The sequence below is a fragment of the Propioniciclava sp. MC1683 genome, from assembly GCF_014164675.1.
Classification (GTDB): domain Bacteria; phylum Actinomycetota; class Actinomycetes; order Propionibacteriales; family Propionibacteriaceae; genus Propioniciclava.
In genome coordinates, this window is the sequence record NZ_JACJFX010000043.1 from 1 (window position 1) to 21,132 (window position 21,132).

The following is a 21,132-nucleotide window of genomic DNA, read 5'->3' on the forward strand; positions in this document are numbered from 1 at the left end:
GACGACCCCGCTGTCGCACTCAACTGCGCTGACTCACACTCGCGGCTCGACAGCCGCGGCGGCGTCCCACCCGCCACCCACGTCCAACCCGCCGTCAGATAGACGCCTTGTTCAGCAGGCTCCTAGGTCCTGACCCCTTCGTCTTCAGCCGATTTCTGTCCTCGTGTTGCCGTCTCGGGACCCCGGTTCCCAACCGTGCGCCGCCCCGCGGAGGCGGCGCCGAGTGAACACTCAGGGGAGGCGCGCGACCTCGAAGGTGAAGCCGTGCGCGCGGATCCGTGCCACGAGGGCGTCGCCCAGGGCCGTGGCCGGGGTCAGCACGCCCGCGCGCTGGGGGAGTCGGGGGCCGTCGAGCGCCAGGCACAGCGCGCTCTGGCCGAGCATGACGGCGGTGCCGTCGTAGCCGGGATCCTGGTCCGCGGCGACCGTGGAGCGATACCGCGCCCCGGTCGTGGTCGTGGCGGTGATCTCCATCCGGAAGCGTCCGGCGGCACGCTGCTCGGGGGAGGGCCCCTGACCCGGCCGGGGCAGGATCCGGTCCAGCACCCTGCGCGTCGGGGTCCAGCCCAGTCCCCGCTGCAGTGCACCAAGTCCGACGTCCATGCCCACCGCCAGCAAGGGGGCCAGGGGGCTCGGCCCGAGGTCGGACACCTCCCGGTAGCGGAAGGCTCGGCCGTAGGCCCCGTCCGACAGGGCGTTGGACAGCCTCACCACCCGGGTGTTGTAGTCGGCCATCACGAAGCGGCCCAGCCAGTGCCCCGTCTCGGGGTCGCGCTCGGGCCCGGCCCACCTGCGCAACCGGCCGAGGCGTCCCGAGCGTGTCTGGGACCGTGGAGCGGGTTCATCCGCCTGGCGCGGGCCGAGCGCGTCCGGGGCGCGCAGGACGCGCCGCAGGCTGGGGTCGGCCTGCAGCGCGATCGCCTGCTGGCGGGCGGAGTCGATGGTTCCACCCGAGATGCCCCCCTCATCGACCGCACGACGAGGGTGGTGTCCGCCAGGGTGCCCTCACCGTCCGCGGATGCCCGATCGGCCGTGAGCAGGACGCCGAGGTCGGAGGGGATCGAGTCGAAGCCGCAGGAGTGGACGATCCTGGCGCCGGTCTCCCGGGCCCGGGCGTCCACCGTTTCGAGGGCCCACCGGACGAACAGCAGTTCCCCGGTCAGGTCGGCGTAGTGGGTGCCTTCCTCCGCGCACGCCGTCACGACGTGTCTCCCGTCACGCGCGTAGGGCCCGACCGTGGTGGCGAGCACGGTGGTCCGCGCCGCGAGGCGCCGCAGGCCCACGGCGTCCGTCGCGTCGACCTCGACCAGCGCCCAGTCCCGGCCCGGCTCGCCGAGGCGGGACCGCACCTCGGCCAGACGCTCCGGGCTACGCCCGGCCAGCGCGACCCTGGTCCCGGGACCGCCCGCGGCTGCGAGGTGCTCCGCGGTCAGGGCCCCGACGAACCCGGTGGCTCCGAACAGGACGACGTCGAACGGGCGCTCAGCCATGACCTCACTGTGTCACGCGCCGCCAGGGTCAGAGGGGCAGTTCCCCGCGGACGAGGCTGTCGCCCGAGTGCTGCGGACGGTCGTCGAACAGCTCCCGTGAGATGTCGACCACCACGTAGCCCTCGTCGAGCAGGCGGCGCGCGATCGGGAAGTCCTGCTGGGAGGTCCCGGCGGGCAGCACGCCCACCGACACCATCCGGGCCAGGTCGCGGTTGATCAGCCACACCTCGAGGTACCCGTCGCCCGCGTCGAGGGCCTGGGTCCGGACCGCCAGAGTGACGCCACGGGCGGTGTCGCGGACGCTCGCCTCCCCGAGCACCTCCCGGGTGTCGAGCGTGGTCAACTCGGCGCTGGCGACGGGTTCCGGCGCCGGGGCGGGCCGCGTCAACAGCCAGGTGGCGCCCGCACCCGCTGCCGCACCGGCCGCCGCACCAGCCGCGGCAGCGGCGGCGACCCACCCGATGAGGCTGCGTCGCGACACGTTCCGGGAGCCGGGGGAGGCTTCACCGGGTGCGATCCCGGCTCGTACCCCGTCCCAGAGCCGGGGTGGGGGTGCTACCAAGGAGGCGTTGGCACGGAGGGCGTCCGCCACGTGGGCCAGTTCATCGACCTCGGCCCGACAGGCCGGACACTCCGCCAAGTGCGGACCCACGGGGCCTTCCGGGTGCTCGCCCAGGGCGACCGCCGCCAACAGTTCGGCGTCAGGATGCTGCATCATGCACCTCCCTGAGTTGTTCCCGCAGGGCCAGCAGCCCCCGTCGTGCGTGGCTCTTGACGGTCCCCAGGGGCAGGCCGAGCCGGCGGCTGACCTCCTGGTGGGTGTGGCCCTCCATCACGGACAGACGGATGATCGTGCTCCGCGGCTCGCCGAGCGCGCGCAGCGCGTCCGCGACCACCACGTGGTCGACGACGGACGCCTCGTGCGTGGGATCGGGCGCCTCGGGCTGCGCCCCCGCCATCTCGACCCGCCGCCGCTGGCCGGCGCGCCGCTCGTGCGCGTCCGCGATGCGGTGTCGGGTGATGCCGACCAGCCAGCCGGCGACCGAACCGGCCTCCGGCCTGAGGGTGTGCCGGCCCTGCCACGCCGAGACGAAGACCTGCTGGGTCACGTCCTGGGCGTCATGGTGGTCGCCCAGCGACCGCACGGCCAAGGAGTGCACGAGGGTGCCCCAGCGGCGGTAGGCCTCGGCGAGGGCGTCCTCGTCGCCGGCGCGCAGGCGCACGGCGACGTCATCCTCGGGCTGCACGAGACAATCCTGTCAGCCCAGCACGCGGGCAACAACCACGACGTTGTCCTCGTAGGAGTTGGTGGCCCTGTCGTAGCGTCCCCCGCAGGTCACCAGGTGGAGGCGGTGCTCGCCGGTTCGGTCGAAGAGCGAGGCGGTGTCGAGGGACAGCTTGGCGACCTGGTCGACGCTCACGACCTCGTAGGCCACTACCCCGCCCGCGGTGGTGAGTTCCACCCGCGCACCCGGTCGGAGGGCCGCCAGTCGGGCGAAGGGACCCCGCCCCTCTGACCGCGACGACACGTGCGCGGCGACGACGGACGCCCCCGCTTCCGCACCGGCTCCAGGACCGAACCGGTACCAGGCTGCGGTGGAGGACCCGGACGGCACCTGCATCGCACCCGCGTCGTCGACCCCGGTGGGGACCACGGGCAGGTCGATGCCCGCACCCGGGACCACCACCCGCGTGGGGACGCCACCGTGGTCGCGGGTCGGGAGGGACGTGAGGTCGGCGCTCCGCCGTCCGACCGCGTCCCCCGCGGCTGGCGCGGGTCGGCCGGGTGGGGCGGTGGGCGTGGTGGCGGCGGGCGGACCGTCCGTCACGGTCGCGGATGCCTGCACGAAGGCCCCCGACCGGGGGGCCTCGGGCGGATCACCCAGACCCATGAGGGCCCAGGTGGTGCCACCCACGGTGAGGGAGGCCACCAACGCGGCGGCCGCCCTCACTGGAAGGCGGACGGTGCTCACAGCTCCACGGACTCCGGGCGCCGCATCCCCAGCAGCACGACGCCGGCGGCGGAGACCGCCAGGCTCGAGGCGGCGAGCAGGCGCATCGTGGCGTCGGAGACGGGAGCGGTGCCGGTCGGAACCCCCGAGGGCGCCGAGTGCAGGCCGTCGAGCGTCTGGACGGCGAACGCGAGGTTGTCGTCGGCGGCCGAGCCCCACGCGTACACGATCGTGTTGGCGCCCTCGGTCACGGGCACGTCCGCGGGGCCGATGGCAACGGTGTCGGTGCCGGCGAGCACGACGTCAGCGGAAATCCTGCCGGCCGGGAGGTCGGCCTTGGCCTCGTCGGGGTTCGTCACGTTCGAGAACGCGACCGTGCCGTTCGCCCGCACGTCCACCGCCGGCGCGGCGGCCGTGTGCCGGACGGTCAGGCGTCCCTGACCGGCAGCGGTCTTGCTCGTGTCGTTCACGAACGGGGTCAGCGTGGGGCTGCCGGAGGCGTCGAGGTGGGCGACCACGGTGACGTTGGCGCCGGCGGGGACGGCCACGTCGTTGGCCTCGATGATGGCGGCGCCGTCGGCTCCCGCGCCCGGCGCGGTCACCTTGAGGTCGTACTCGCCGGCGGGCAGGCTCAGGGCGTCCGTCAGCGTGCCCGGGGCGAAGTTGGTCAGCGCGGCGTCGCCGTTCACGTAGACGTCCACCGTGGCGCCCGGAACGCCGTGCAGCACGTGGACAGAGGCGTCGTCGGCGGCATGGGAGGCGGGGGCCAGAGAGATGGCGGAGAGGGCGGCGAGGGCGGCGGCCAGGGGGAGGACTCCAGTGCGCATGGCGGGTTCCTTTCGATCGCTGTGGTCGGGCGACCTGGTGTCGCCTTCACCAGTGGATTCGGATCCAGACCCGCGTTTGGATGCAGCTATGTAGAAGGTTTGTAAAAACTTTCCCTGAGCCGGTCGGGTTCGGGCCGCCGCGCACGCTGGACCTCCTCGGGGGAGGGCATGGCAGATGGCGACGCCCCGCTGCACCACCCACGTGGGTGGTGCAGCCGGGGCGTCCGAACAGGGGTTCCCGGGGCGCGTCAGCCGACCGGCCGCGGCGACGGTTCCCCTGACCGGCCAAGCGCCTCACGCCGGGACAGCACGAGGGCGACGGCTCCGGCCACCACGAAGACGGCGATGCAGGTGAGGGCCGTGATGATCACCGAGGGGTATGCGCCGGCGAACCCGGTGTCGGCGGTGTGCTTGAGCCAGATCCCGAGGTAGGCCCAGACGAACACCAGCCCGTAGGCGATGTCGCGGTCCCGCAGGATGACGGCGGTGCCGATGAGTGCGCCCACGGCCAGGATCGCGACGGTCCAGGTGGACTCGGCGATGCCGAGGCCGTCCCAGCCGACGCTGACCAGCCACACGGTGGTGTTCGCGATCGTCGCCACCGTGAGCCATCCGAAGTAGACGCTGAAGGGTAGCCGGACGAGGAGGCGCTCGCGCAGGGTGAGCTCGGCCCGAACGAGGATGCGGGTGATGGCGATCAGGAGCACCAGCATGGTGGCGAGCAGCAGCGTGGAGAGCCCGATGAAGTCGTAGTGCCAGGCGAGGATCCAGGCCGCGTTGGCGAAGGACGATGCCGCGAAGAGCACGCCGACCCGCTCGAGCATCGCCCGCTCCGCCTGGGGCTCACGGCCACCCGGGGCACGGAACAGGCCCATCTGGTAGAGCACGTGCGCGCCGAGGAGTATGTAGATGACACCCCAGATCGCGAAGGTGATCCCCGTCGGTGCGAACAGGTTGGGGTAGGAATCGGACACCCCGCCCGTCGTGCGCCCGTTGATGGGCAGCGCGTTGGCCAGGGCATTCGTCGCGATCATCACGACGTAGGCGACGGCGAGCAGGGCCCTGATCCCGGGGTGCGCGGTCTTGGCGGTCATGTGGTTCCTCTCGAAGCGGGCGGGGGGAGAGGGGGGCCCTCGCGGCATCTCCGTCCAAGCTTTGTACAATCCGCTTTGAATATCAAGTCGCTGAAGCCTGCGGACGGGGGGACAGTTCGTGCCGGTAGGTCCAGGAGGTGAGGGCCGTCCCCGTCATCGCCAGCAGGACGCCGAGGAAGATGTGGACCGCGGTCACACCGCTCTCGCCGAGCGCGAACTGGACGCCGGCCAGGACGGCCACGAGCACGGCCAGCACCACGTTGACCGGTCCGGCGGACCGGCGCAGGACGAGGTAGGTCACGGCCGAGGCCAGGCACACCGCGACGGTCACGAGGGCCCCCACCTGGTGATGAGCGCGATACGCGGCCTCGCCGCCGATGAAGGCGGCCGCCCAGCCGGCTTGGGCGATGAGGCAACTGAGGACCACCGTGGCGGCACTACGCAGCACGACCAGGTGCGGGTGTGGCAAGGGGGGCAGGGCCATGACACCACTGTGGCACACCCCTGTCCGGTGGTTCGCGCACCGCCTGATCGCCTGCGGCAGGGAGCCGCGCGGAGCACACTGGAACCACCACCACGTGGTGGGAGTCGCCAGGATCGAGGGTCATCGTGGCGCTGGTGGTCGCCGGGACGCAGGGATGGGGTGGCTGGCATGGCGGGGGCGGGCGGACGGGGGAGGTTCCTCGTCCTGGTGGGGGCGCTCCTCGGCGTCCTGCTGACGTTGGCCGGTCCGGGGGCGGCCGCCCACGCCGAGGTCCGGCTCTACTTCTTCTGGGGGGACGGCTGCCCGCACTGTGAGGCGGCCCAGCCCCACCTCCGTGAGCTCGCGTCGGCCAACCCGGACCTCGTGGTCGTGGAGAGGGAGGTCTGGTACGACAAGGACAATCAGCGCGAACTGGTCTCCATGGCCGCTCGTCACGGCTTCCGGCCGACCGGCGTGCCGACCATCCTGCTCGGTGAGCGCCACTGGGTCGGGTACAGCGACCGGATCGCCGCCGAGATCGACCAGGCGGTGGCGCGCTGCCTGGACACGGGCTGCCCGGACGCCGGCGCGTGGGTCGCCGGCGCCGCTCCGGCCCCCTCGGGATCCTCCAGCCCGGCCGCCTTCCCGTCCACGCCCGTCGACGCGGCGGTGCCAGTGGCGCCGTCACCCAACACGCTGGAGCTGCCCTGGGGTGGCCGGGTGAACCTGACGACCCTCTCTCTCCCGGTCACCACGATGGTGATCGCGGCGGTGGACGGCCTCAACCCCTGCTCGCTCTGGGTGCTGGGTGTCCTGCTGGCGCTGACCCTGCGGACGGGTTCACGCCGCGTCACCCTGGTCGTCGGGCTGGTGTTCATCACGGTGACCGGTCTGGTCTACGGACTCTTCATCGCGGGGATGTTCACGGTCGTGGGGATCGCCACGCTCTCGCCCTGGCTGCGCGCACTGGTCGCGATCATCGCCATCGCCTTCGCGCTGATCAACATCAAGGACTACTTCTGGTTCAGGCGGGGCCCGTCCCTGACCATCCCCGACGGCGCGAAACCCGGCATCTACCAGCGGATGCGCGGCGTGCTGGCGAACGCGGACAACCTTCCGGCCCTGGTCGGTAGCACCGTGCTCCTCGCGGCCGGCGTGTCGATCGTGGAACTGGCCTGCACGGCGGGGTTCCCCATCGTCTGGACCACCCTGCTCGCCGAGCGCCAGGTTCCGGGGCCGGCCTTCGCCGGCCTCCTGGTCCTGTACCTGCTGGTGTACCAACTGGACGAGCTGGTCATCTTCGGCGTGGCCGTCCGGACCCTGCGCGCCAGCAGGTTGCAGGAGCATCAGGGCCGGGTGCTGAAGCTCGTGGGGGGCATGCTGATGCTGACCCTCGCCGTGGTCATGCTGGTCGAGCCAGTCTGGATGTCCGACCTGGGTTCCTCGCTCCTTGTCCTCCTCACCGCCCTCGCTGCCGCCGGCGTCGTCCACCTCGTCTACACCGCAACCACGAAAGAGGCCCTCCCATGAAGCTCCTCCGCAGCCTCGCCACCGCCTCCGTCCTGCTCCTCACCGCCTGCACGCCGGTGGCGGACCAGACCATGGTGGTCACCGTCTACTTCGACAACGAGGTCCTCAACCCGGGTGCCGCCGACTGCGGACGGGTCTACGGCGTGCACCGGACGGTGCCCGCGTCGGCGGACGTGCTCGGCGCCTCCGTGAGGGAACTGCTGGCCGGACCGACGGCCGAGGAGTCCGCTCAGGGATACCGGTCGTGGTTCTCGGCGGCGACGGCGGACGCACTGCTGGGTACCTCCACGGTGGGGGACACGAGCTATGTGGACCTGGCCGACGTCAGCAGCACCATCCCCAACGCCAGTACCTCCTGCGGCAGTGCGGCCCTGCTGGCGCAGCTGGGGACCACGGCGCAGCAGGCCGCGATGACTCCCCGGGTGCTGTACGCGTTCGACGGTCAGCCGGGCCCCTTCTGGGCGTGGCTCCAGGTCGGCTGCACTGCCGACAACGACCACTGCGACCCGGCGCCGTTCGGTGGCCCGCCCGCCACGCCCCCCGCGACGCCGACCGTGGCTCCGTCCCCCACGCCGACCGTCACGGCCACGGACCTTCAGGGGGTCAACGAGGCGTTCGTCACGGCCTTCGACGACGCGGCCGCGTTGCTGTCGGTCGACGTGGTGAGGTTCCTCAGCGGTCAGGAAGCCTTGGACCATGCCGCGGGACACCCCGTGTACTGGGACAGGCTCGTCTGCAACGGTGGCGGCTACGAGGGCGGCGACACGACGGGCTGCTCGATCGACAACGACTACCTCATCGTCAACGACAACCCGCGTGTCCGCACCCTCCCCGTGACACCCGACGTCGACATCAGGCTCATCCCCTGGCCGGAGTGCTGCGAGGTGGAACCGACGACGCGCGCAGCGTTCGCGGAACGCGTGCTGGAGCAGGAGCATCCGCTCCTGGTGAGCCTGGACGTCGCCCCGGACGGCTCCGTGACGCAGGTCTGGGAGATCTACACGCCGTAGCCCGCGGTTGCCACGGGGTGGCGCTGGAGGTGCGGGTCCGGTAAGCTGGATCCTTCGCCTGCGCGGAAGGAACCGCGGGGCGGCCCATCCGTTTCCGCGTGTGCAACCCCCTGCACCGCGACCCCACGATCCATCCGAGCCGTCGGCAGCCCCCGCGCCACGGCCGGCCACTGAAGGAGAACACATGAGGACCCCCACCGCACGCTGGCGCTTGTCCGAGGCGCCCCTGTCCTGCGGCCACACGCTGGCCGTCCGCAACGGAGAGGGCTTCGCCTACTGCTCCTGGTGCGCCGAGAGCGTGGACGTGCTCACAACGGCTGCGTAGCGCTCACGCGTCCTCGCCGGGCGTCGGCTGCTCACCCTCGGCGTCGGTCGGGTTGGTCGGATGCCCCCCGTCCCCGCGGCGCTCGGCCGCGTTGGTGTTGTTCAGGTCCTGGTCGGCCTCGGCGGGGTTGATGCGCGGATCGGCCTCGTTGGTGTCGGTCATGACTCGAGACTCGCCTCCGCCGATCGCGCTGTCAAGCGCATCGACCGGCGCGCAAGCTCCGCTGATGACGCCCACCGTCGCAATGCGTACCCTGTGCACCAGGGGCGTCGGTCCTCGTGACGGCCCCACCCCCCACCCCGGAGGTGACCGTGCGACGGACGACCCCGCCCACCCCCCGGCGCGCCGCGATTCCCGATGCCCGCGTCGGTTGGCCCGGCGCCCGCCCGCTGGCCCTCGTGGGCGCCGTCGCGTGGATGGAGGGTGTCCTGCGGGTCGGGACGGGCGAACACCTGCTCGACGGGGCCGTCGTCCTCCCGCTCCTGCTGGGCGTGGCGCCGGCCCTCCTGGTGCACCTGGTGTCCACCCTGGCCGGCCCGCGCGTGCGCACCCTGCTGGTCGGCTTCGGACTGGCCTTCCTGGCCGTGCTGTACTCCTCCCAGTACGTCTACTTCCAGATCTTCCGCACGGTCCACTCCGCCTATTCGGCGGCGAACGCGGGGCAGGTCGCGGAGTTCGCCGCCGACATCGGTGCGACCGTCGTCGAGCACGCGGCCGCGCTGGCCCTGATCCTCGTGGTCCCCACCCTGCTCGTGGTCCTGGTGTCCCGCGCCGCCCCGACGCCGGTGCCCACGTGGCGACACCGTGCACTCGTGCTGCTCGTCGCGGCCGTGGCTCAGGGGGTGTCCCTGACGGTGATCACCGTGGGCGATCGCGAACCCAACTCCCCGTGGGACCTGTACCACCGCAGCACGTACCCGGTGGCCTCCGTGCAGCAACTGGGCCTGATCACGACCATGCGTCTGGACGTCGCCCGCACCCTCGTCGGGTTCGAACCTGCCGATCCGGGCGTGCCGCCCGCGCTGGACCCCGTCCCGTCTCCCACGCCGATCGCGCCCGAGGGCGCTGCCTCCTCCGCACCCCCGAGCGCGGGACCCACCCCCGTGGCCCGGGAGCCCCACGTCCTGCCGATCGACTTCGAGGCCCTGGCGGCCGACGCGCCCAACAGCCGGCTGCAGGGCGCGCACACCTGGTTCGGCCAGCGAGCACCGTCGTACCGCAACGACCACACCGGACGGTTCGCCGGCTACAGCCTGGTCCTCGCCACGGCGGAGGGATACTCCCACCACGCGATCGACCCGGAGCCAACCTGGGCTACACCTACCAGGGGATCGGCAACGGGCTGAAGGTCACCAAGACCTGGCCCGAGTCCGATGTCGAGATGGTGGCCGCCACGGTGGGCGACTACACGGGGGCGGCCCCGTTCCACACCTGCTACATGACGGTCAGCGGGCACCTGCGCTACACCTTCGGGGGCAACTTCATCGCCCGCAAGAACCGCGACCTGGTGGCGGACCTGCCCCTCGGGGAACACGCGCGCGCCTACCTGGCGACCCAGATCGAACTCGACCGGGCCCCGGAACTGCTCCTGCAGGAACTGGAGGCCGCCGGCGTGGCCGATCGCACCCTCATCGCCGTGAGCGCCGACCACTACCCCTATGGCCTGTCGCACGGGGAGATCGTCGCCAGCCTCGACATCCTCCCCACCCTGCTGAACCTGATGGACCTTGAGTACGACTCCCGGCTCCTGATGGGCGTCGACGCCTTCTCCGACGCCCCGCCGCTGGTCATCTTCAACAATCGCAGCTTCATCTCTGACCGCGGCCGCTACAACGCCAAGACCCGCCAGTTCATCCCGACACCCGGCGCAGAGGTCCCGGAGGACTATCGCGCCCGGGTGTCGACGGACATCGACCGCCGGTTCTACTACTCGGCCCTCGTGCTCGACGACGACTAATACGCGATCGCCAGACCCGGCTGACCCGGACGGCTCCCACGCGTCACGCCAGGGCGGCCCTGACCTTCGCCGCGACGGCCGAGCCCTCGGCCCGCCCGGCCACGCGGGCGTTCACCGCCTTCATGACGGCCCCCATCTGGCGCATCCCCGGCGCCCCCCCGGCAGACGCGGCCGCGGTGGCGACCTCCTCGGCGACGATGGCGTCCAGCTCGGCGTCCGACAGCATGGCGGGGAGGTAGCGGCTCAGGATGTCGACCTCGGCGAGCTCCTTCGCCGCCAGTTCCGGCCGCATGCCGTCGGTGTAGGCCTGGGCCGAGTCCCGGCGCGACCGGACCTCGCGCTGCAGGACGGCGATCTCGTCGGCCTCGGACAGCTGGCGCGCCTCCTTGCCGGCCACCTTCTCGTTCTTGAGTGCGCCGATCGCCATGCGCAGGGTGGTCACGAGGGCGGAGTCGCGGGCCTTCATGGCGGCGACCATGTCCTGGTGCAGGGTCTCCTCGAGGGTCATGGGTCCTCCTTTCGTCGTCGGGCATCATCCCACACGGGCCCCGTGTCGCCGGGGTCGGTACCGTTGGGGCATGGGCGCCCGCCTCTTCACCGCCGTCCTGCCCCCCGCGGACCTGGTCGAGGAACTCGACCACTTCCTGACGCCCCGACGCCAGGCAGAGCCGCGGCTGCGCTGGACGCGGCCGGAGGGGTGGCACCTGACCACGGCCTTCATGGCCAGCGTCACGGACGACGGCGTCGACCGGCTCACCGAGGCCCTCGCCGACGTCGCGGCCCGGACCCCGGCGTTCCGGCTCAGTCTGGGCGGTGGGGGAGCGTTTCCCTGGCCGCGGGAGACCAAGGTGCTGTGGATGGGCGTGCGCGAGGGGGAAGACCAACTCGCCGCGCTGGCCGAACGCTCACGCAACGCCGCCGTGCGGGCCGGGGTGCGGGTGGACGGGGCGCGGTTCGTCCCCCACCTGACGCTGGCCCGGGCCAACCGCGCCATCGACAGCACCCGCCTGGTGCGCGTGCTCGACACGTTCGACGCGGCCGGGTGGACCGCCGACGAGTTTGTCCTGATCCAGAGCCACCTGCGCGACCGCGGCAACCGGTACGAGGTGCTGCACCGCTTCGCCCTGTCGACCGGCAGCCGAGATTGAAGATTGGACCACCCCTCAAGCCCTAGGGTGGTCCCACGCTTTGCGGGACCCGAAGGATGACCATGACCGACTACAGCATCGAGACCCTGGCGGTGCACGCCGGGCAGGAGCAGGCCGACCCGGCCACCAACGCCCGCGCGGTGCCGATCTACCAGACCACCAGCTACGTCTTCGACGACACCCAGCACGCCGCCGACCTGTTCGCGCTGCGCAAGTCCGGCAACATCTACACCCGGATCATGAACCCGACCCAGGACGTCCTGGAGAAGCGCGTCACCGCGCTCGAGGGCGGGCTGGCCTCGCTGGCCACGGCGTCCGGCGCCGCGGCGATCACCTACGCCGTGCTGACGCTGGCCGGGGCGGGCGACAACATCGTCGCGAGCTCCAAGCTGTACGGCGGCACCTACGCGCTCTTCGCCCACACGCTGCCGCAGTTCGGCGTCGAGACCCGCTTCGTCGACCCCGACGACCCGGCCGCGCTGGCCGAGCACGTGGACGAGCGCACCAAGCTCGTCTTCGCCGAGAGCCTCGGCAACCCGGCGTTGAACGTCCTCGACATCCGTGCCTGGGCCGACGCCGCGCACGCGCTGGGCCTGCCGCTCATCGTCGACAACACCGCCGCCACGCCGTACCTGTGCCGCGTCTTCGACCACGGCGCCGACATCGCCATCCACGCCGCCACCAAGTACTTCGCCGGCAACGGCACCTCGATGGGCGGCGTGATCGTCGACTCCGGCCGCTTCGACTGGGCCGCCCACGCCGAGCGCTTCGGCAACCTCACCGCCCCCGACCACGCCTACCACGGCGTCGTCTGGACCGAGGCGGCCGGCCCCGCCGCGTTCATCATCCGCGCCCGCACGGTCATGCTGCGCAACACGGGCGCGGCGATCGCACCGATGAACGCGTTCCAGATCCTGCTCGGCCTGGAGACCCTCCACCTGCGCATGGAGCGGCACAGCGAGAACGCGCTCAAGGTCGCCCAGTTCCTGGCGAACGACGACCGCGTGGCCTGGGTCCGCTACCCGGGCCTGGCCGACGACCCCTACCACGAGGTCGCCGGGCGCATGCTCACCAGGGGCAACAGCGGCCTGGTCGCGTTCGGCCTCAAGACCGGGCGCGAGGGCGGCTCGAAGTTCATCGAGGCGCTCGAGCTGTTCAGCCACCTGGCCAACATCGGTGACGCGAAGTCGCTCGCGATCCACAACGCGACGACCACGCACAGCCAGCTGACCGAGTCCGAGCTCGTGGACGCCGGCGTGGCGCCCGAGGGCGTCCGGCTCTCGATCGGCATCGAGAACGTCGACGACCTGATCGCCGACCTCGACAAGGCGCTGTCTGCGTGACCAGGACGACGGAGGGCGGGTCGGTCGGCGTCACCACGACGCGGACCGCCCGCCTCTTCACGGCCGAGTCCCCGCTCGTGCTCGCCTCGGGCGCCGAGCTGGGGCCGGTTGACGTCGCCTACGAGACCTACGGCACCCTGGCGCCCGACGGCTCCAACGCCGTCTACATCTGCCACGCCCTCACCGGTGACGCGCACGCGGCGGGCTGGCACGAGGGCGACAGGCGGCCCGGCTGGTGGGACAACCTGATCGGCCCCGGCAAGCCGCTGGACACCGACCGCTTCTTCGTCATCTGCAGCAACCTCATCGGCGGGTGCCGCGGGTCGACCGGCCCGTCGTCGATCGACCCGGCCATTGGCGCGGCCTACGGGATGGGCTTCCCGCTGCTGGCCATGGCCGACTTCGTGACCGTGCACCGTGCCCTGCTCGCCCACCTCGGGGTGAAGCGGCTGCTTGTGGCGCTGGGCGGATCCCTCGGCGGCATGCAGGTGCTGCAGTGGTCGCTGGACCACCCCGAGGACATGGCCCACGCTGCCATCGTCGCCGCCTCGAGCCGCCTGACCGCCCAGAACATCGCCTTCTCGGCCGTGGCCCGACGGGCGATCATGGACGACCCGCACTTCCTCGACGGGCACTACGCCCAGGAGGGGACCAACCCCGACGTCGGCCTCTCCATCGCCCGGATGATGGCGCACATCACGTACCTGTCCGAGGACGCCTTCACCGAGAAGTTCGGCCGCTCCCCGCAGGGGGAGACCACCAACGGTGGCTTCGGGATCGACTTCGCCGTCGAGAGCTACCTCGACCACCAGGGCCAGGTGTTCCTCGAGCGCTTCGATGCGCTCAGCTACCTCTACCTGACCCGCGTCATGGACTACTTCGACCCGTTCTCCAAGCCCGACGCGCTGACCGGGCTCGCGGCGTCCCCGGTGCGGTACCTCGTGCTCAGCTTCGACACCGACTGGCGGTTCTCGACCGAGCACTCGCTGCGGATCGTCCGCCACCTCGAGTCCGTGCAGCAGCCGGTGACGTTCCGCGAGTTGCGCTCGCCGTACGGCCACGACTCGTTCCTGCTCGACGACCCCGCCTACCACGCGACGTTGCGCGCGTGGTTCGACCGCGCCCTGGAGGTGGGAGTGTGACCGCCCCGACCCAACTGCGCCTCGACCTGCAGCTCGTCGCCGACCAGGTCTTCGCCGGCTCGCGCGTGCTCGACCTCGGCTGCGGGTCCGGCTCGCTGCTGGCCCACCTCATGGAGCGCAAGCGCTGCACCGGCCAGGGCGTCGAGATCGACCCCGACTCGGTGCTCGCGGCCATCCGCCGCGGGGTGCCGGTGCTCGACCGCCGCATCGAGGACGCCCTGGTCGACATCGCCGACGACTCCTACGACACCGTGGTGCTCTCGCGCACGCTGCAGACGATGCTGCGCCCCGAGTTCGTGCTCGCCCAGATGGCCCGCGTCGCCGAGCGCCTGGTCGTCTCGGTGCCGAACTTCGGCTGGTACCGCAACCGCCTGCGCCTGCTGGGCGGACGGATGCCGGTCTCCAAGGAGATCCCGTACCTCTGGTACAACTCCCCGAACCTCCGGTTCACGACCTTGGCCGACCTCGAGGACCTCTTCGACCAGCTCCACCTCATCGTCGACCGCCGCTTCACCTACACCGAGCACGGCCGCCGGCTGCGCATGTACGGCCAGTCGGCCAACCTGATGGCCTCCGCCGCGGTGTACGTGCTGCGACCCGCCCGCTAGGAGCCGACGTGTCCTACCGCGACCTCGCCGAGCATGCCGTCGCCCTCTTCGGGGCCGCGACCGACGAGCAGCTCGCCGCGCCCGTGCGCTGGACGCCCCGGTGGAGCGCCCGCGACGTCCTGGCCCACCTCGTGGACACCGCCGAGCGTGCGGTGGCGGGGGAGGAGGGCCCGCCGGCCGACGAGCAGGCCCACGCGGCCGTGCTGGCGCGCCCGGGTGCGACCGTGACCGAGCTCACGGGACGCCTCGCCGAGCTGGCGCCGCAGGTGAAGGTCGCCGAGTTCGGGCCCTCCCAGGCGTGGGACATCGCCGTCCACCTCGCCGACGTGCGCGAGCCTACGAGCGGTTCCGCGAGCTGTTCAGCCGGCGCGACGTGCCGGGCGCCTTCTTCAGCTGACCCGGCCGCCGGCGGCGGCGAGCGCCGCGAGGATCCGGTCGGCGCTGCCACCGAGGTTGAGCTCCTCGGTCAGCGCCGCGAACAGTTCCGGGTCCTTCGGCGCGGCGGGCAGGGCGAGGTCCACCTCCGGCAGCGGGACGCCGCGGGCCGCGGTCACCACCTCCCGGGCCGGGCCCAGGTAGTCGACCGCCGCGGCCAGCGAACGCTGGACGCCGGAGGAGAGGTTCGCGGCGTTGGCCACGATGCCGTCGAGGTCCCCGTACTTCCCGATCAGCTGCGCCGCGGTCTTCTCGCCGATGCCCTTCACGCCGGGCAGCCCGTCGGAGGGGTCGCCGCGCATCACGGCGAAGTCGACGTAGCCGGCCCCGGTGATCGTGTACTTCGCCTGCAGCCACGCGTCGGTGATCTGCTCGTGCTTCGCCACCCCGCGGCCCACGTAGAGCACGCGCACGGCCCGGTCGTCGTCGACCAGCTGGAACAGGTCGCGGTCGCCGGTCACCACGTCGACCGGCCAGGTGGACCGCGTGGCGAGGGTGGCGATCACGTCGTCGGCCTCGTGGTCGGCCGCGCCGACGATCGGCAGGCCGAGGGCGTCCAGCGTGGCCCGGATCCACGGAACCTGCGCGGTCAGCGCCGCCGGCACCTCCTCGACGTCGCCGTACGCGACCCGGTGGGCCTTGTAGCTGGGCACGAGGTCGACCCGCCACGCCGGCCGCCACGCGTCGTCCCAGCAGCAGGCGACGTGGGTGGGGGAGCAGTCGGTGATGAACCGGGCCAGGAAGTCCAGCAGGCCGCGGACGGCGTTCACAGGATCTCCGGACTTGGCGCGCAGGGAATCCGGCAAACCGAAGAATGCGCGGAAATACAGCGATGCCGTATCAAAAAGTAGCGTCCGCGGGGCGTCCATGGGTCACCAGTGTGACAGCATGGGGCCATGGAGGCACTCGACGCGCAGATCCTCGGACTGCTGGCCCGCGACGGCCGGATGTCCTACACCGACATCGGGAAGGCGACCGGGCTGTCGACCTCGGCGGCCCAGCAGCGGGTGCGGCGCCTCGAGCAGCGCGGGGTGATCACCGGCTACCGGGCCACGATCGACCCGGCGGCGCTCGGCAAGCTGCTGACCGCCTTCATCTCGGTCACCACCACCGACCCGCTCGAGGACACCGAGCTGCCCCGGCGCCTCTCCGAGCTGCCCGAGGTCGTCTCCTGCTACTCGGTGGCCGGGCGCGCGTCCTACCTCGTCATCGCCCAGGTCGAGACGCCCGCCGACCTCGAGCGCGTGCTCACCGAGATCCGCACGCGCGGGCACGCCAACACCGAGACGCAGCTGGTGCTGAGCGTGCCCTTCGCGGACCGCCCCCTGATCTAGGAGCCGAGGCCCGCCAGGCGCGCGAGCAGCGTGGCCTCGGCGACGCACGCGTTGGTGAAGTCGCCCAGGTCGAACGACTCGTCGATGCCGTGCATGCGCGAGTCGGGGTCGACGACGCCGGTGACCAGCACCTCGGCCCCCGGGAACGCCTGCTGGAACAGCCCCACCAGCGGGATCGAGCCGCCCTGGCCCACCTCCACGGCGTCGGTGCCCCACGCCTGCGAGTAGGCGGTGCGGGCGACCTCGGCGACGTCACCGGTCAGCGGCACGAGGGAACCACCCGCGGCCTCCTGCGCCCCGAACGTGACCCGCGCGCCGAAGGGGGCGTGGTCGTGCAGGTGCTGCTTGAGGGCCTCGAGCGCGGCCGCGGCGTCCTGCGACGGGGCCAGGCGCATGCTCACCTTGGCGCGGGCGGTGGGGGCGAGGGTGTTCGACGCGTCGGCCACCCGGGTGCAGTCGATCGCCAGCACCGTGATCGACGGACGCCCCCACAGGCGGTCGGCCAGCGGCCCGGTCCCGGTGAAGGTGACCCCTTCCAGGACGCCGGTCTCGGCGCGCAGCCGCTCCTCGGGGTACTCGAGCGCGAACGGCGGCTCGGTGTCGAGCCCGGCGACGGCGACGTTGCCGTCGGCGTCGTGGAGGGTCGCCAGCAGCTGCACCAGCGTGGTGAGCGCGTCGGGTGCGACGCCGCCGTACTGGCCGGAGTGCAGGGCGTGGTCGAGGGTGTCGACGGTGACGACGACGTCGGAGAGGCCGCGCAGCGCGGTGGTGAAGGCCGGCGTCCCGACCTGCCAGTTGGCCGAGTCGCAGATCACGTACACATCGGCGGCGAGGTCGTCGGCGTGCTTCTCCATCAGGGTGGCCAGGGACGGGGAGCCGATCTCCTCCTCACCCTCGACGAACAGCGTCACGCCCACCGGCGGGCGGCCGTCGAAGGCGCGCAGCGCCGCCAGGTGGACGGCGATGCCGGCCTTGTCGTCGACGACGCCGCGGCCGTAGAGGCGGCCGTCGCGCTCGGTGACGGTGAAGGGGTCGGAGGTCCACAGGTCCACCTCACCGGTGGGCTGCACGTCGTGGTGGGCGTACAGGCAGACGGTCGGGGCGCCCTCGGGCGCCGGGAACTTCGCGATGACCGCCGGCTTGCCGCCCTCGGCGACGATCCGGACGTCGGGGCAGCCCAGGTCGCGGGCGAGCTGGGCGACCGCCTCGGCCGTCGCCTGCACGTCGCCGGCACGGTCGGGCAGCGAGCTCACCGACGGGATCGCCACGAGGCGGGCGAGGTCGTCCAGGACACCGGGCAGCAGGGAGGTGACGCGGTCACGCAGGTCAGGCAGTTCCATGGTCGCCAACCCTAGCCGGGTAGGCTGCCCCGGTGATGTCGGAGGGTCGCGAGCAGCACGTCCCGTGGCGGGCCCTGGCGCCCGTCGCGGGCATCGGCGGGCTCGCCGCCACGGCGTCCTTCATGCCCTTCAACGCGTGGCCGCTGGCCTTCGTCGCGGTCGCGCTCCTGGCCTGGGCCACGGCCCGGGCGCGCGGGGTGCTCGCCGCCGTCGGGCTGGGCTGGGCGTTCGGCGCCGTGTTCATGTTCACCTCGCTGGTGTGGCAGACCTCGATCATGGTCGCCTCCTACGCCGGGTTGTCCCTGGTGATGTCGCTGTTCTACGCCGCCCTGGGCGGCGCGCTCCACCTCGTCGGGCGCCTGCGCTGGGCCCCGGTGTGGGGTGCCGGCGCGTGGGCGCTCATGGAGTTCGTCACCTCGGTCTTCCCCTTCGACGGCTTCGCCTGGATGCGCCTGGGTTACACCCAGCTCGACTCGTGGCTGGCCGGGTTCTACCCGCTGGCCGGCGCGGCGTCCGTCACCTACCTGGTCGCGCTGCTGGGCCACCTGCTCGCCGCCCTCGTCGCCACCCGGACGTCGCGGGCCGCGGTCGCGCTGGGGGCGGCCGTCCTCGTCACGGTCGGCGTCGGCCTCGCGGGAGGCGCATGGCTGCCCGCTGACTCCGGTGCGGCCGAGGAGGTGCAGGTCGGCTGGGTGCAGCCGGGTGCTCCCGGCGGCGGGGTGTACGGGCTGGGCGAGGCGCGCACGATCACGTTCAACACCCAGGCCGAGACGGGCCGTCTGATGGAGCGGGTCCGCGCCGGCGACGAGGTCGCCCCCGACCTCATCGTCTGGCCCGAGAACTCCACCGACATGGACCCGCGCCAGGACGCCCCGACAGCAGCCGCGGTCGACGCGGCGGTCGCCGACGCCGGCGTCCCGGTCGTGGTCGGCACGATCTACACCGACGAGGCCGCCCAGACCCGCCAGACCGTGGCCGTGCGCCACGACGCCGCCGGCGGTGAGCTCGTCTACGCCAAGCGCAACCTGGTCCCCTTCGGGGAGTGGATCCCGTTCCGCGACTTCTTCCTGCCCCTCATCCCCGAGCTGGCCTACGTGGGCCACCAGTCGGTGCCGGGAACGACCCCGGGGGCCTTCCCCGTCACGCTGGCAGACGGGCGCACCGTGGAGGTCGGCGTGGCCATCTGCTATGAGGTGATCTACCCCGAGACCGTGTTCGAGGCCGCCCGCGACGCGCAGGTGATGGTGGTGCAGAGCAGCAACGCCATGTACCAGGGCACCATCCAGATCGACCAGCAGTTCGCCGCCACGCGCGTCCGGGCCGCCGAGATGCGCCGCGAGGTGCTCGTCGTCACGACCACCGGCGTGTCCGGGCTGGTGGGCCAGCGCGGCGAGGTGCTCGACCTCGTCCCCGACTCGGTGTCGGCCTCGGGCGTGCACGCGATGGCGCTGCGCACCACCGCGACGCCGGCCATGGTCGCGTCCCGCTGGGTGGAGTACCTGCTCGCCACTCAGGGACTCGCCGGGGTCGCGTGGGGGCTGTGGGTGCTTGGCTCCCGCCGTCGGGGTGGGACAATGGACGTTGGCTCGGCCGCACCCGTGCCAGTGAGGAGCTGAAACCCCATGCCGCAGTCGTACGACGGCCTCGGTCGGATCCTGGTCATCATCCCGACCTACAACGAGATCGACAACGTCGACATGATCACCGGTCGCCTGCGCGCCGCCGTCCCCGAGGCGCACATCCTCGTCGTGGACGACAACTCGCCCGACGGCACCGGCCGCCGCGCCGACGAGCTGGCCGCAGCCGACGACCACATCCACGTCCTGCACCGCCAGGGCAAGGAGGGTCTGGGGGCCGCCTACAAGGCGGGCTTCGCGTGGGGCCTGGGCGAGGGCTACGACGTGGTCGTCGAGTTCGACGCCGACGGGTCCCACCAGCCCGAGCAGCTGCCGCGCGTCCTCGCCGGCCTGCACGAGGCCGACATGGTCAAGGGCTCGCGCTGGGTGCCGGGCGGCTCGGTCGTGAACTGGCCGCTGCACCGCGAACTGCTCAGCCGCGGCGGCTCGATCTACACCCGCCTGATGCTGGGCCTGCCGGTCAAGGACATCACCGGCGGCCTCAACGCCTTCAAGGCCGACACGCTGCGCGCGATCCTCGACGACCCGATCGACGGCCAGGGCTACGGCATCCAGCGCGACCTGACGTGGAACGCGCACAAGCGTGGCTACCGCATCAAGGAGGTCCCGATCGAGTTCATCGAGCGGACCGCCGGGGAGTCGAAGATGAGCGGCGACGTGGTCAAGGAGGCCATGATCCGCACCACCGAGCTGGGGCTGAAGCACCGCGGCAAGCAGGTCAGGGACGCCGTGGCCGCCCTGCGCGGCGGGCCCGAGCACGCCGGCGAGGTCGCCGGCCGGTTCGTGGGAGCCGTGTCCCGTGCCGCCCGCGACGCGGCGCGCGAGTTCCGCAACGGCAGGGCGCGCTGATGCGGCGCGCCCCGTGGGTCCTGCTCGGCCTCGGCGTCCTCGCGGTCGCCGAGATCGCCCTGCTCGTCTGGGTCGCCGGCGAGATCGGCGTGCTCTGGACGCTGCTGGTCCTGCTCGCGCTGGCCGCACTGGGCGGCTTCCTGCTGCGTCGCGAGGGGGCCCGTGCGTGGGCGTCCCTGCGCGAGGCGCAGAACGACCCCGACACGGTCGGGCGGAAGGTCTCGGACGCCGCCCTGGTCCTGGTCGGCGGGCTGCTGCTGATGCTGCCGGGCTTCCTCACCGACGTGCTGGGGATCCTGTGCCTGGTCCCTGCCACCCGCCCGCTGGCCCGCCGCGGCGTCCAGTCGGTGCTGAACGCGGCCACCCGCCGGTACCGCGACCAGGCCGACCTCCTGGACGCCAAGCTGCGCCCGGACACGGTGGTGCGTCCCGACCCGGCCGTACGGCGCGAGCCGGAGGACCCCACCGTCATCCGGGGCGAGATCGTCGACTGATATGTAGGCCCTTTTGTCAAGGGGGCGTGACGAAGTGGCGTCCTCCTGGTTGGGGGACGCCACTTCGCTTTTGGCACGGTGCTTGGTGACGTTCGGCGTGGTCGTCGACGCGGATGGTCAGACTGACATGCGCGGGTTGGTTACCGCTTGACGG

The 21,132-nt window shown here is 72.2% G+C and carries 26 protein-coding genes; 13 read left to right on the top strand and 13 right to left on the bottom strand.

What is annotated here, in order from left to right; translation table 11 throughout:
* Positions 1-231 precede the first annotated feature (231 nt).
* From H5397_RS18565 to H5397_RS15685, 8 genes are all read right to left on the bottom strand, one after another.
* A complete protein-coding gene (locus H5397_RS18565) occupies positions 232-735 on the bottom strand; it encodes a hypothetical protein (RefSeq protein WP_255438988.1) in 504 nt (167 codons plus the stop codon).
* Complete coding sequence (locus H5397_RS18570) at positions 735-1,490, bottom strand: saccharopine dehydrogenase NADP-binding domain-containing protein (protein ID WP_255438989.1); 756 nt, start codon at positions 1,488-1,490, stop codon at positions 735-737. The genes H5397_RS18565 and H5397_RS18570 overlap by 1 nt, the downstream gene beginning before the upstream one ends.
* 28 nt (positions 1,491-1,518) lie before the next feature.
* On the bottom strand, positions 1,519-1,971 hold the full coding sequence (locus H5397_RS15660; protein WP_375539465.1) for an anti-sigma factor domain-containing protein: 453 nt from the start codon (positions 1,969-1,971) through the stop codon (positions 1,519-1,521).
* 220 nt (positions 1,972-2,191) lie between these two features.
* Complete coding sequence (locus H5397_RS15665; RefSeq protein ID WP_182818575.1) at positions 2,192-2,737, bottom strand: RNA polymerase sigma factor; 546 nt, start codon at positions 2,735-2,737, stop codon at positions 2,192-2,194.
* A 12-nt stretch (positions 2,738-2,749) separates the two neighbouring features.
* A complete protein-coding gene (locus H5397_RS15670; protein WP_182818576.1) occupies positions 2,750-3,463 on the bottom strand; it encodes a class F sortase in 714 nt (237 codons plus the stop codon).
* Positions 3,460-4,269 carry a DUF4397 domain-containing protein gene (locus H5397_RS15675; RefSeq protein WP_182818578.1) on the bottom strand — a complete coding sequence of 270 codons (810 nt, stop codon included), beginning with the start codon at positions 4,267-4,269 and terminating at the stop codon, positions 3,460-3,462. The genes H5397_RS15670 and H5397_RS15675 overlap by 4 nt, the downstream gene beginning before the upstream one ends.
* 248 nt (positions 4,270-4,517) lie before the next feature.
* Positions 4,518-5,363 carry a tryptophan-rich sensory protein gene (locus H5397_RS15680; protein WP_182818579.1) on the bottom strand — a complete coding sequence of 282 codons (846 nt, stop codon included), beginning with the start codon at positions 5,361-5,363 and terminating at the stop codon, positions 4,518-4,520.
* Between the two features lie 82 nt (positions 5,364-5,445).
* Positions 5,446-5,847, bottom strand: a complete 402-nt coding sequence (locus tag H5397_RS15685; protein WP_182818580.1) for a hypothetical protein — start codon at positions 5,845-5,847, stop codon at positions 5,446-5,448.
* 168 nt (positions 5,848-6,015) lie between these two features.
* On the opposite strand from H5397_RS15685, the gene H5397_RS15690 reads away from it, so the two are divergent.
* From H5397_RS15690 to H5397_RS15700, 3 genes are all read left to right on the top strand, one after another.
* On the top strand, positions 6,016-7,356 hold the full coding sequence (locus tag H5397_RS15690; RefSeq protein ID WP_182818581.1) for a thioredoxin family protein: 1,341 nt from the start codon (positions 6,016-6,018) through the stop codon (positions 7,354-7,356).
* On the top strand, positions 7,353-8,366 hold the full coding sequence (locus tag H5397_RS15695) for a GerMN domain-containing protein (RefSeq protein ID WP_182818583.1): 1,014 nt from the start codon (positions 7,353-7,355) through the stop codon (positions 8,364-8,366). Before H5397_RS15690 ends, H5397_RS15695 begins: the two co-directional genes overlap by 4 nt.
* A 184-nt stretch (positions 8,367-8,550) precedes the next feature.
* The gene (locus H5397_RS15700; RefSeq protein ID WP_182818585.1) at positions 8,551-8,691 is read left to right on the top strand and encodes a hypothetical protein; all 141 of its coding nucleotides are present in this window, start codon (positions 8,551-8,553) and stop codon (positions 8,689-8,691) included.
* Positions 8,692-8,694: 3 nt separating this feature from the next.
* Here the strand turns inward: H5397_RS15700 and H5397_RS15705 are convergent, their stop codons facing one another.
* Positions 8,695-8,853, bottom strand: coding sequence for a hypothetical protein (locus H5397_RS15705; protein WP_182818586.1), 159 nt, complete (start codon positions 8,851-8,853; stop codon positions 8,695-8,697).
* Positions 8,854-9,002: 149 nt separating this feature from the next.
* On the opposite strand from H5397_RS15705, the gene H5397_RS15710 reads away from it, so the two are divergent.
* Positions 9,003-10,037 carry a hypothetical protein gene (locus H5397_RS15710; protein WP_182818588.1) on the top strand — a complete coding sequence of 345 codons (1,035 nt, stop codon included), beginning with the start codon at positions 9,003-9,005 and terminating at the stop codon, positions 10,035-10,037.
* A 35-nt stretch (positions 10,038-10,072) separates the two neighbouring features.
* Complete coding sequence (locus H5397_RS15715; RefSeq protein WP_182818590.1) at positions 10,073-10,648, top strand: hypothetical protein; 576 nt, start codon at positions 10,073-10,075, stop codon at positions 10,646-10,648.
* Positions 10,649-10,691: 43 nt separating this feature from the next.
* On the opposite strand, the gene H5397_RS15720 is transcribed toward H5397_RS15715, so the two are convergent.
* Entirely contained in the window at positions 10,692-11,156 is a 465-nt protein-coding gene (locus H5397_RS15720) for a GatB/YqeY domain-containing protein (protein WP_182818591.1), read from the bottom strand.
* Positions 11,157-11,226: 70 nt separating this feature from the next.
* On the opposite strand from H5397_RS15720, the gene thpR reads away from it, so the two are divergent.
* From thpR to metW, 4 genes are all read left to right on the top strand, one after another.
* Entirely contained in the window at positions 11,227-11,796 is a 570-nt protein-coding gene (gene thpR / locus H5397_RS15725; RefSeq protein WP_182818593.1) for an RNA 2',3'-cyclic phosphodiesterase, read from the top strand.
* Positions 11,797-11,858: 62 nt separating this feature from the next.
* Positions 11,859-13,139 (top strand): O-acetylhomoserine aminocarboxypropyltransferase/cysteine synthase family protein, encoded by a 1,281-nt coding sequence (locus H5397_RS15730; RefSeq protein WP_182818594.1) that lies wholly within the window; start codon positions 11,859-11,861, stop codon positions 13,137-13,139.
* Positions 13,136-14,281 (top strand): homoserine O-acetyltransferase, encoded by a 1,146-nt coding sequence (locus H5397_RS15735; protein ID WP_182818596.1) that lies wholly within the window; start codon positions 13,136-13,138, stop codon positions 14,279-14,281. The genes H5397_RS15730 and H5397_RS15735 overlap by 4 nt, the downstream gene beginning before the upstream one ends.
* The gene (gene metW / locus H5397_RS15740) at positions 14,278-14,889 is read left to right on the top strand and encodes a methionine biosynthesis protein MetW (RefSeq protein ID WP_182818597.1); all 612 of its coding nucleotides are present in this window, start codon (positions 14,278-14,280) and stop codon (positions 14,887-14,889) included. Before H5397_RS15735 ends, metW begins: the two co-directional genes overlap by 4 nt.
* Here metW and H5397_RS15745 read toward each other — a convergent pair.
* Positions 14,886-15,206, bottom strand: coding sequence for a hypothetical protein (locus H5397_RS15745; RefSeq protein WP_182818599.1), 321 nt, complete (start codon positions 15,204-15,206; stop codon positions 14,886-14,888). The genes metW and H5397_RS15745 overlap by 4 nt on opposite strands.
* A gap of 72 nt (positions 15,207-15,278) precedes the next feature.
* Entirely contained in the window at positions 15,279-16,193 is a 915-nt protein-coding gene (locus H5397_RS15750; RefSeq protein WP_182818600.1) for a 5'-3' exonuclease, read from the bottom strand.
* A gap of 27 nt (positions 16,194-16,220) precedes the next feature.
* Between H5397_RS15750 and H5397_RS15755 the strand changes: the two genes are divergently transcribed.
* The gene (locus H5397_RS15755) at positions 16,221-16,658 is read left to right on the top strand and encodes an Lrp/AsnC family transcriptional regulator (RefSeq protein ID WP_182818602.1); all 438 of its coding nucleotides are present in this window, start codon (positions 16,221-16,223) and stop codon (positions 16,656-16,658) included.
* Here the strand turns inward: H5397_RS15755 and H5397_RS15760 are convergent.
* Complete coding sequence (locus H5397_RS15760) at positions 16,655-17,998, bottom strand: dipeptidase (protein ID WP_220492344.1); 1,344 nt, start codon at positions 17,996-17,998, stop codon at positions 16,655-16,657. The genes H5397_RS15755 and H5397_RS15760 overlap by 4 nt on opposite strands.
* 35 nt (positions 17,999-18,033) lie before the next feature.
* On the opposite strand from H5397_RS15760, the gene lnt reads away from it, so the two are divergent.
* The 3 genes from lnt to H5397_RS15775 are packed head-to-tail and all read left to right on the top strand — an operon-like array spanning position 18,034 to position 20,978.
* Entirely contained in the window at positions 18,034-19,614 is a 1,581-nt protein-coding gene (lnt, locus tag H5397_RS15765) for an apolipoprotein N-acyltransferase (RefSeq protein WP_255438995.1), read from the top strand.
* A gap of 6 nt (positions 19,615-19,620) precedes the next feature.
* Entirely contained in the window at positions 19,621-20,484 is an 864-nt protein-coding gene (locus tag H5397_RS15770) for a polyprenol monophosphomannose synthase (protein WP_182818605.1), read from the top strand.
* Positions 20,484-20,978, top strand: a complete 495-nt coding sequence (locus tag H5397_RS15775) for an FxsA family protein (RefSeq protein ID WP_182818606.1) — start codon at positions 20,484-20,486, stop codon at positions 20,976-20,978. Before H5397_RS15770 ends, H5397_RS15775 begins: the two co-directional genes overlap by 1 nt.
* The last annotated feature ends 154 nt before the right edge of the window (positions 20,979-21,132 follow it).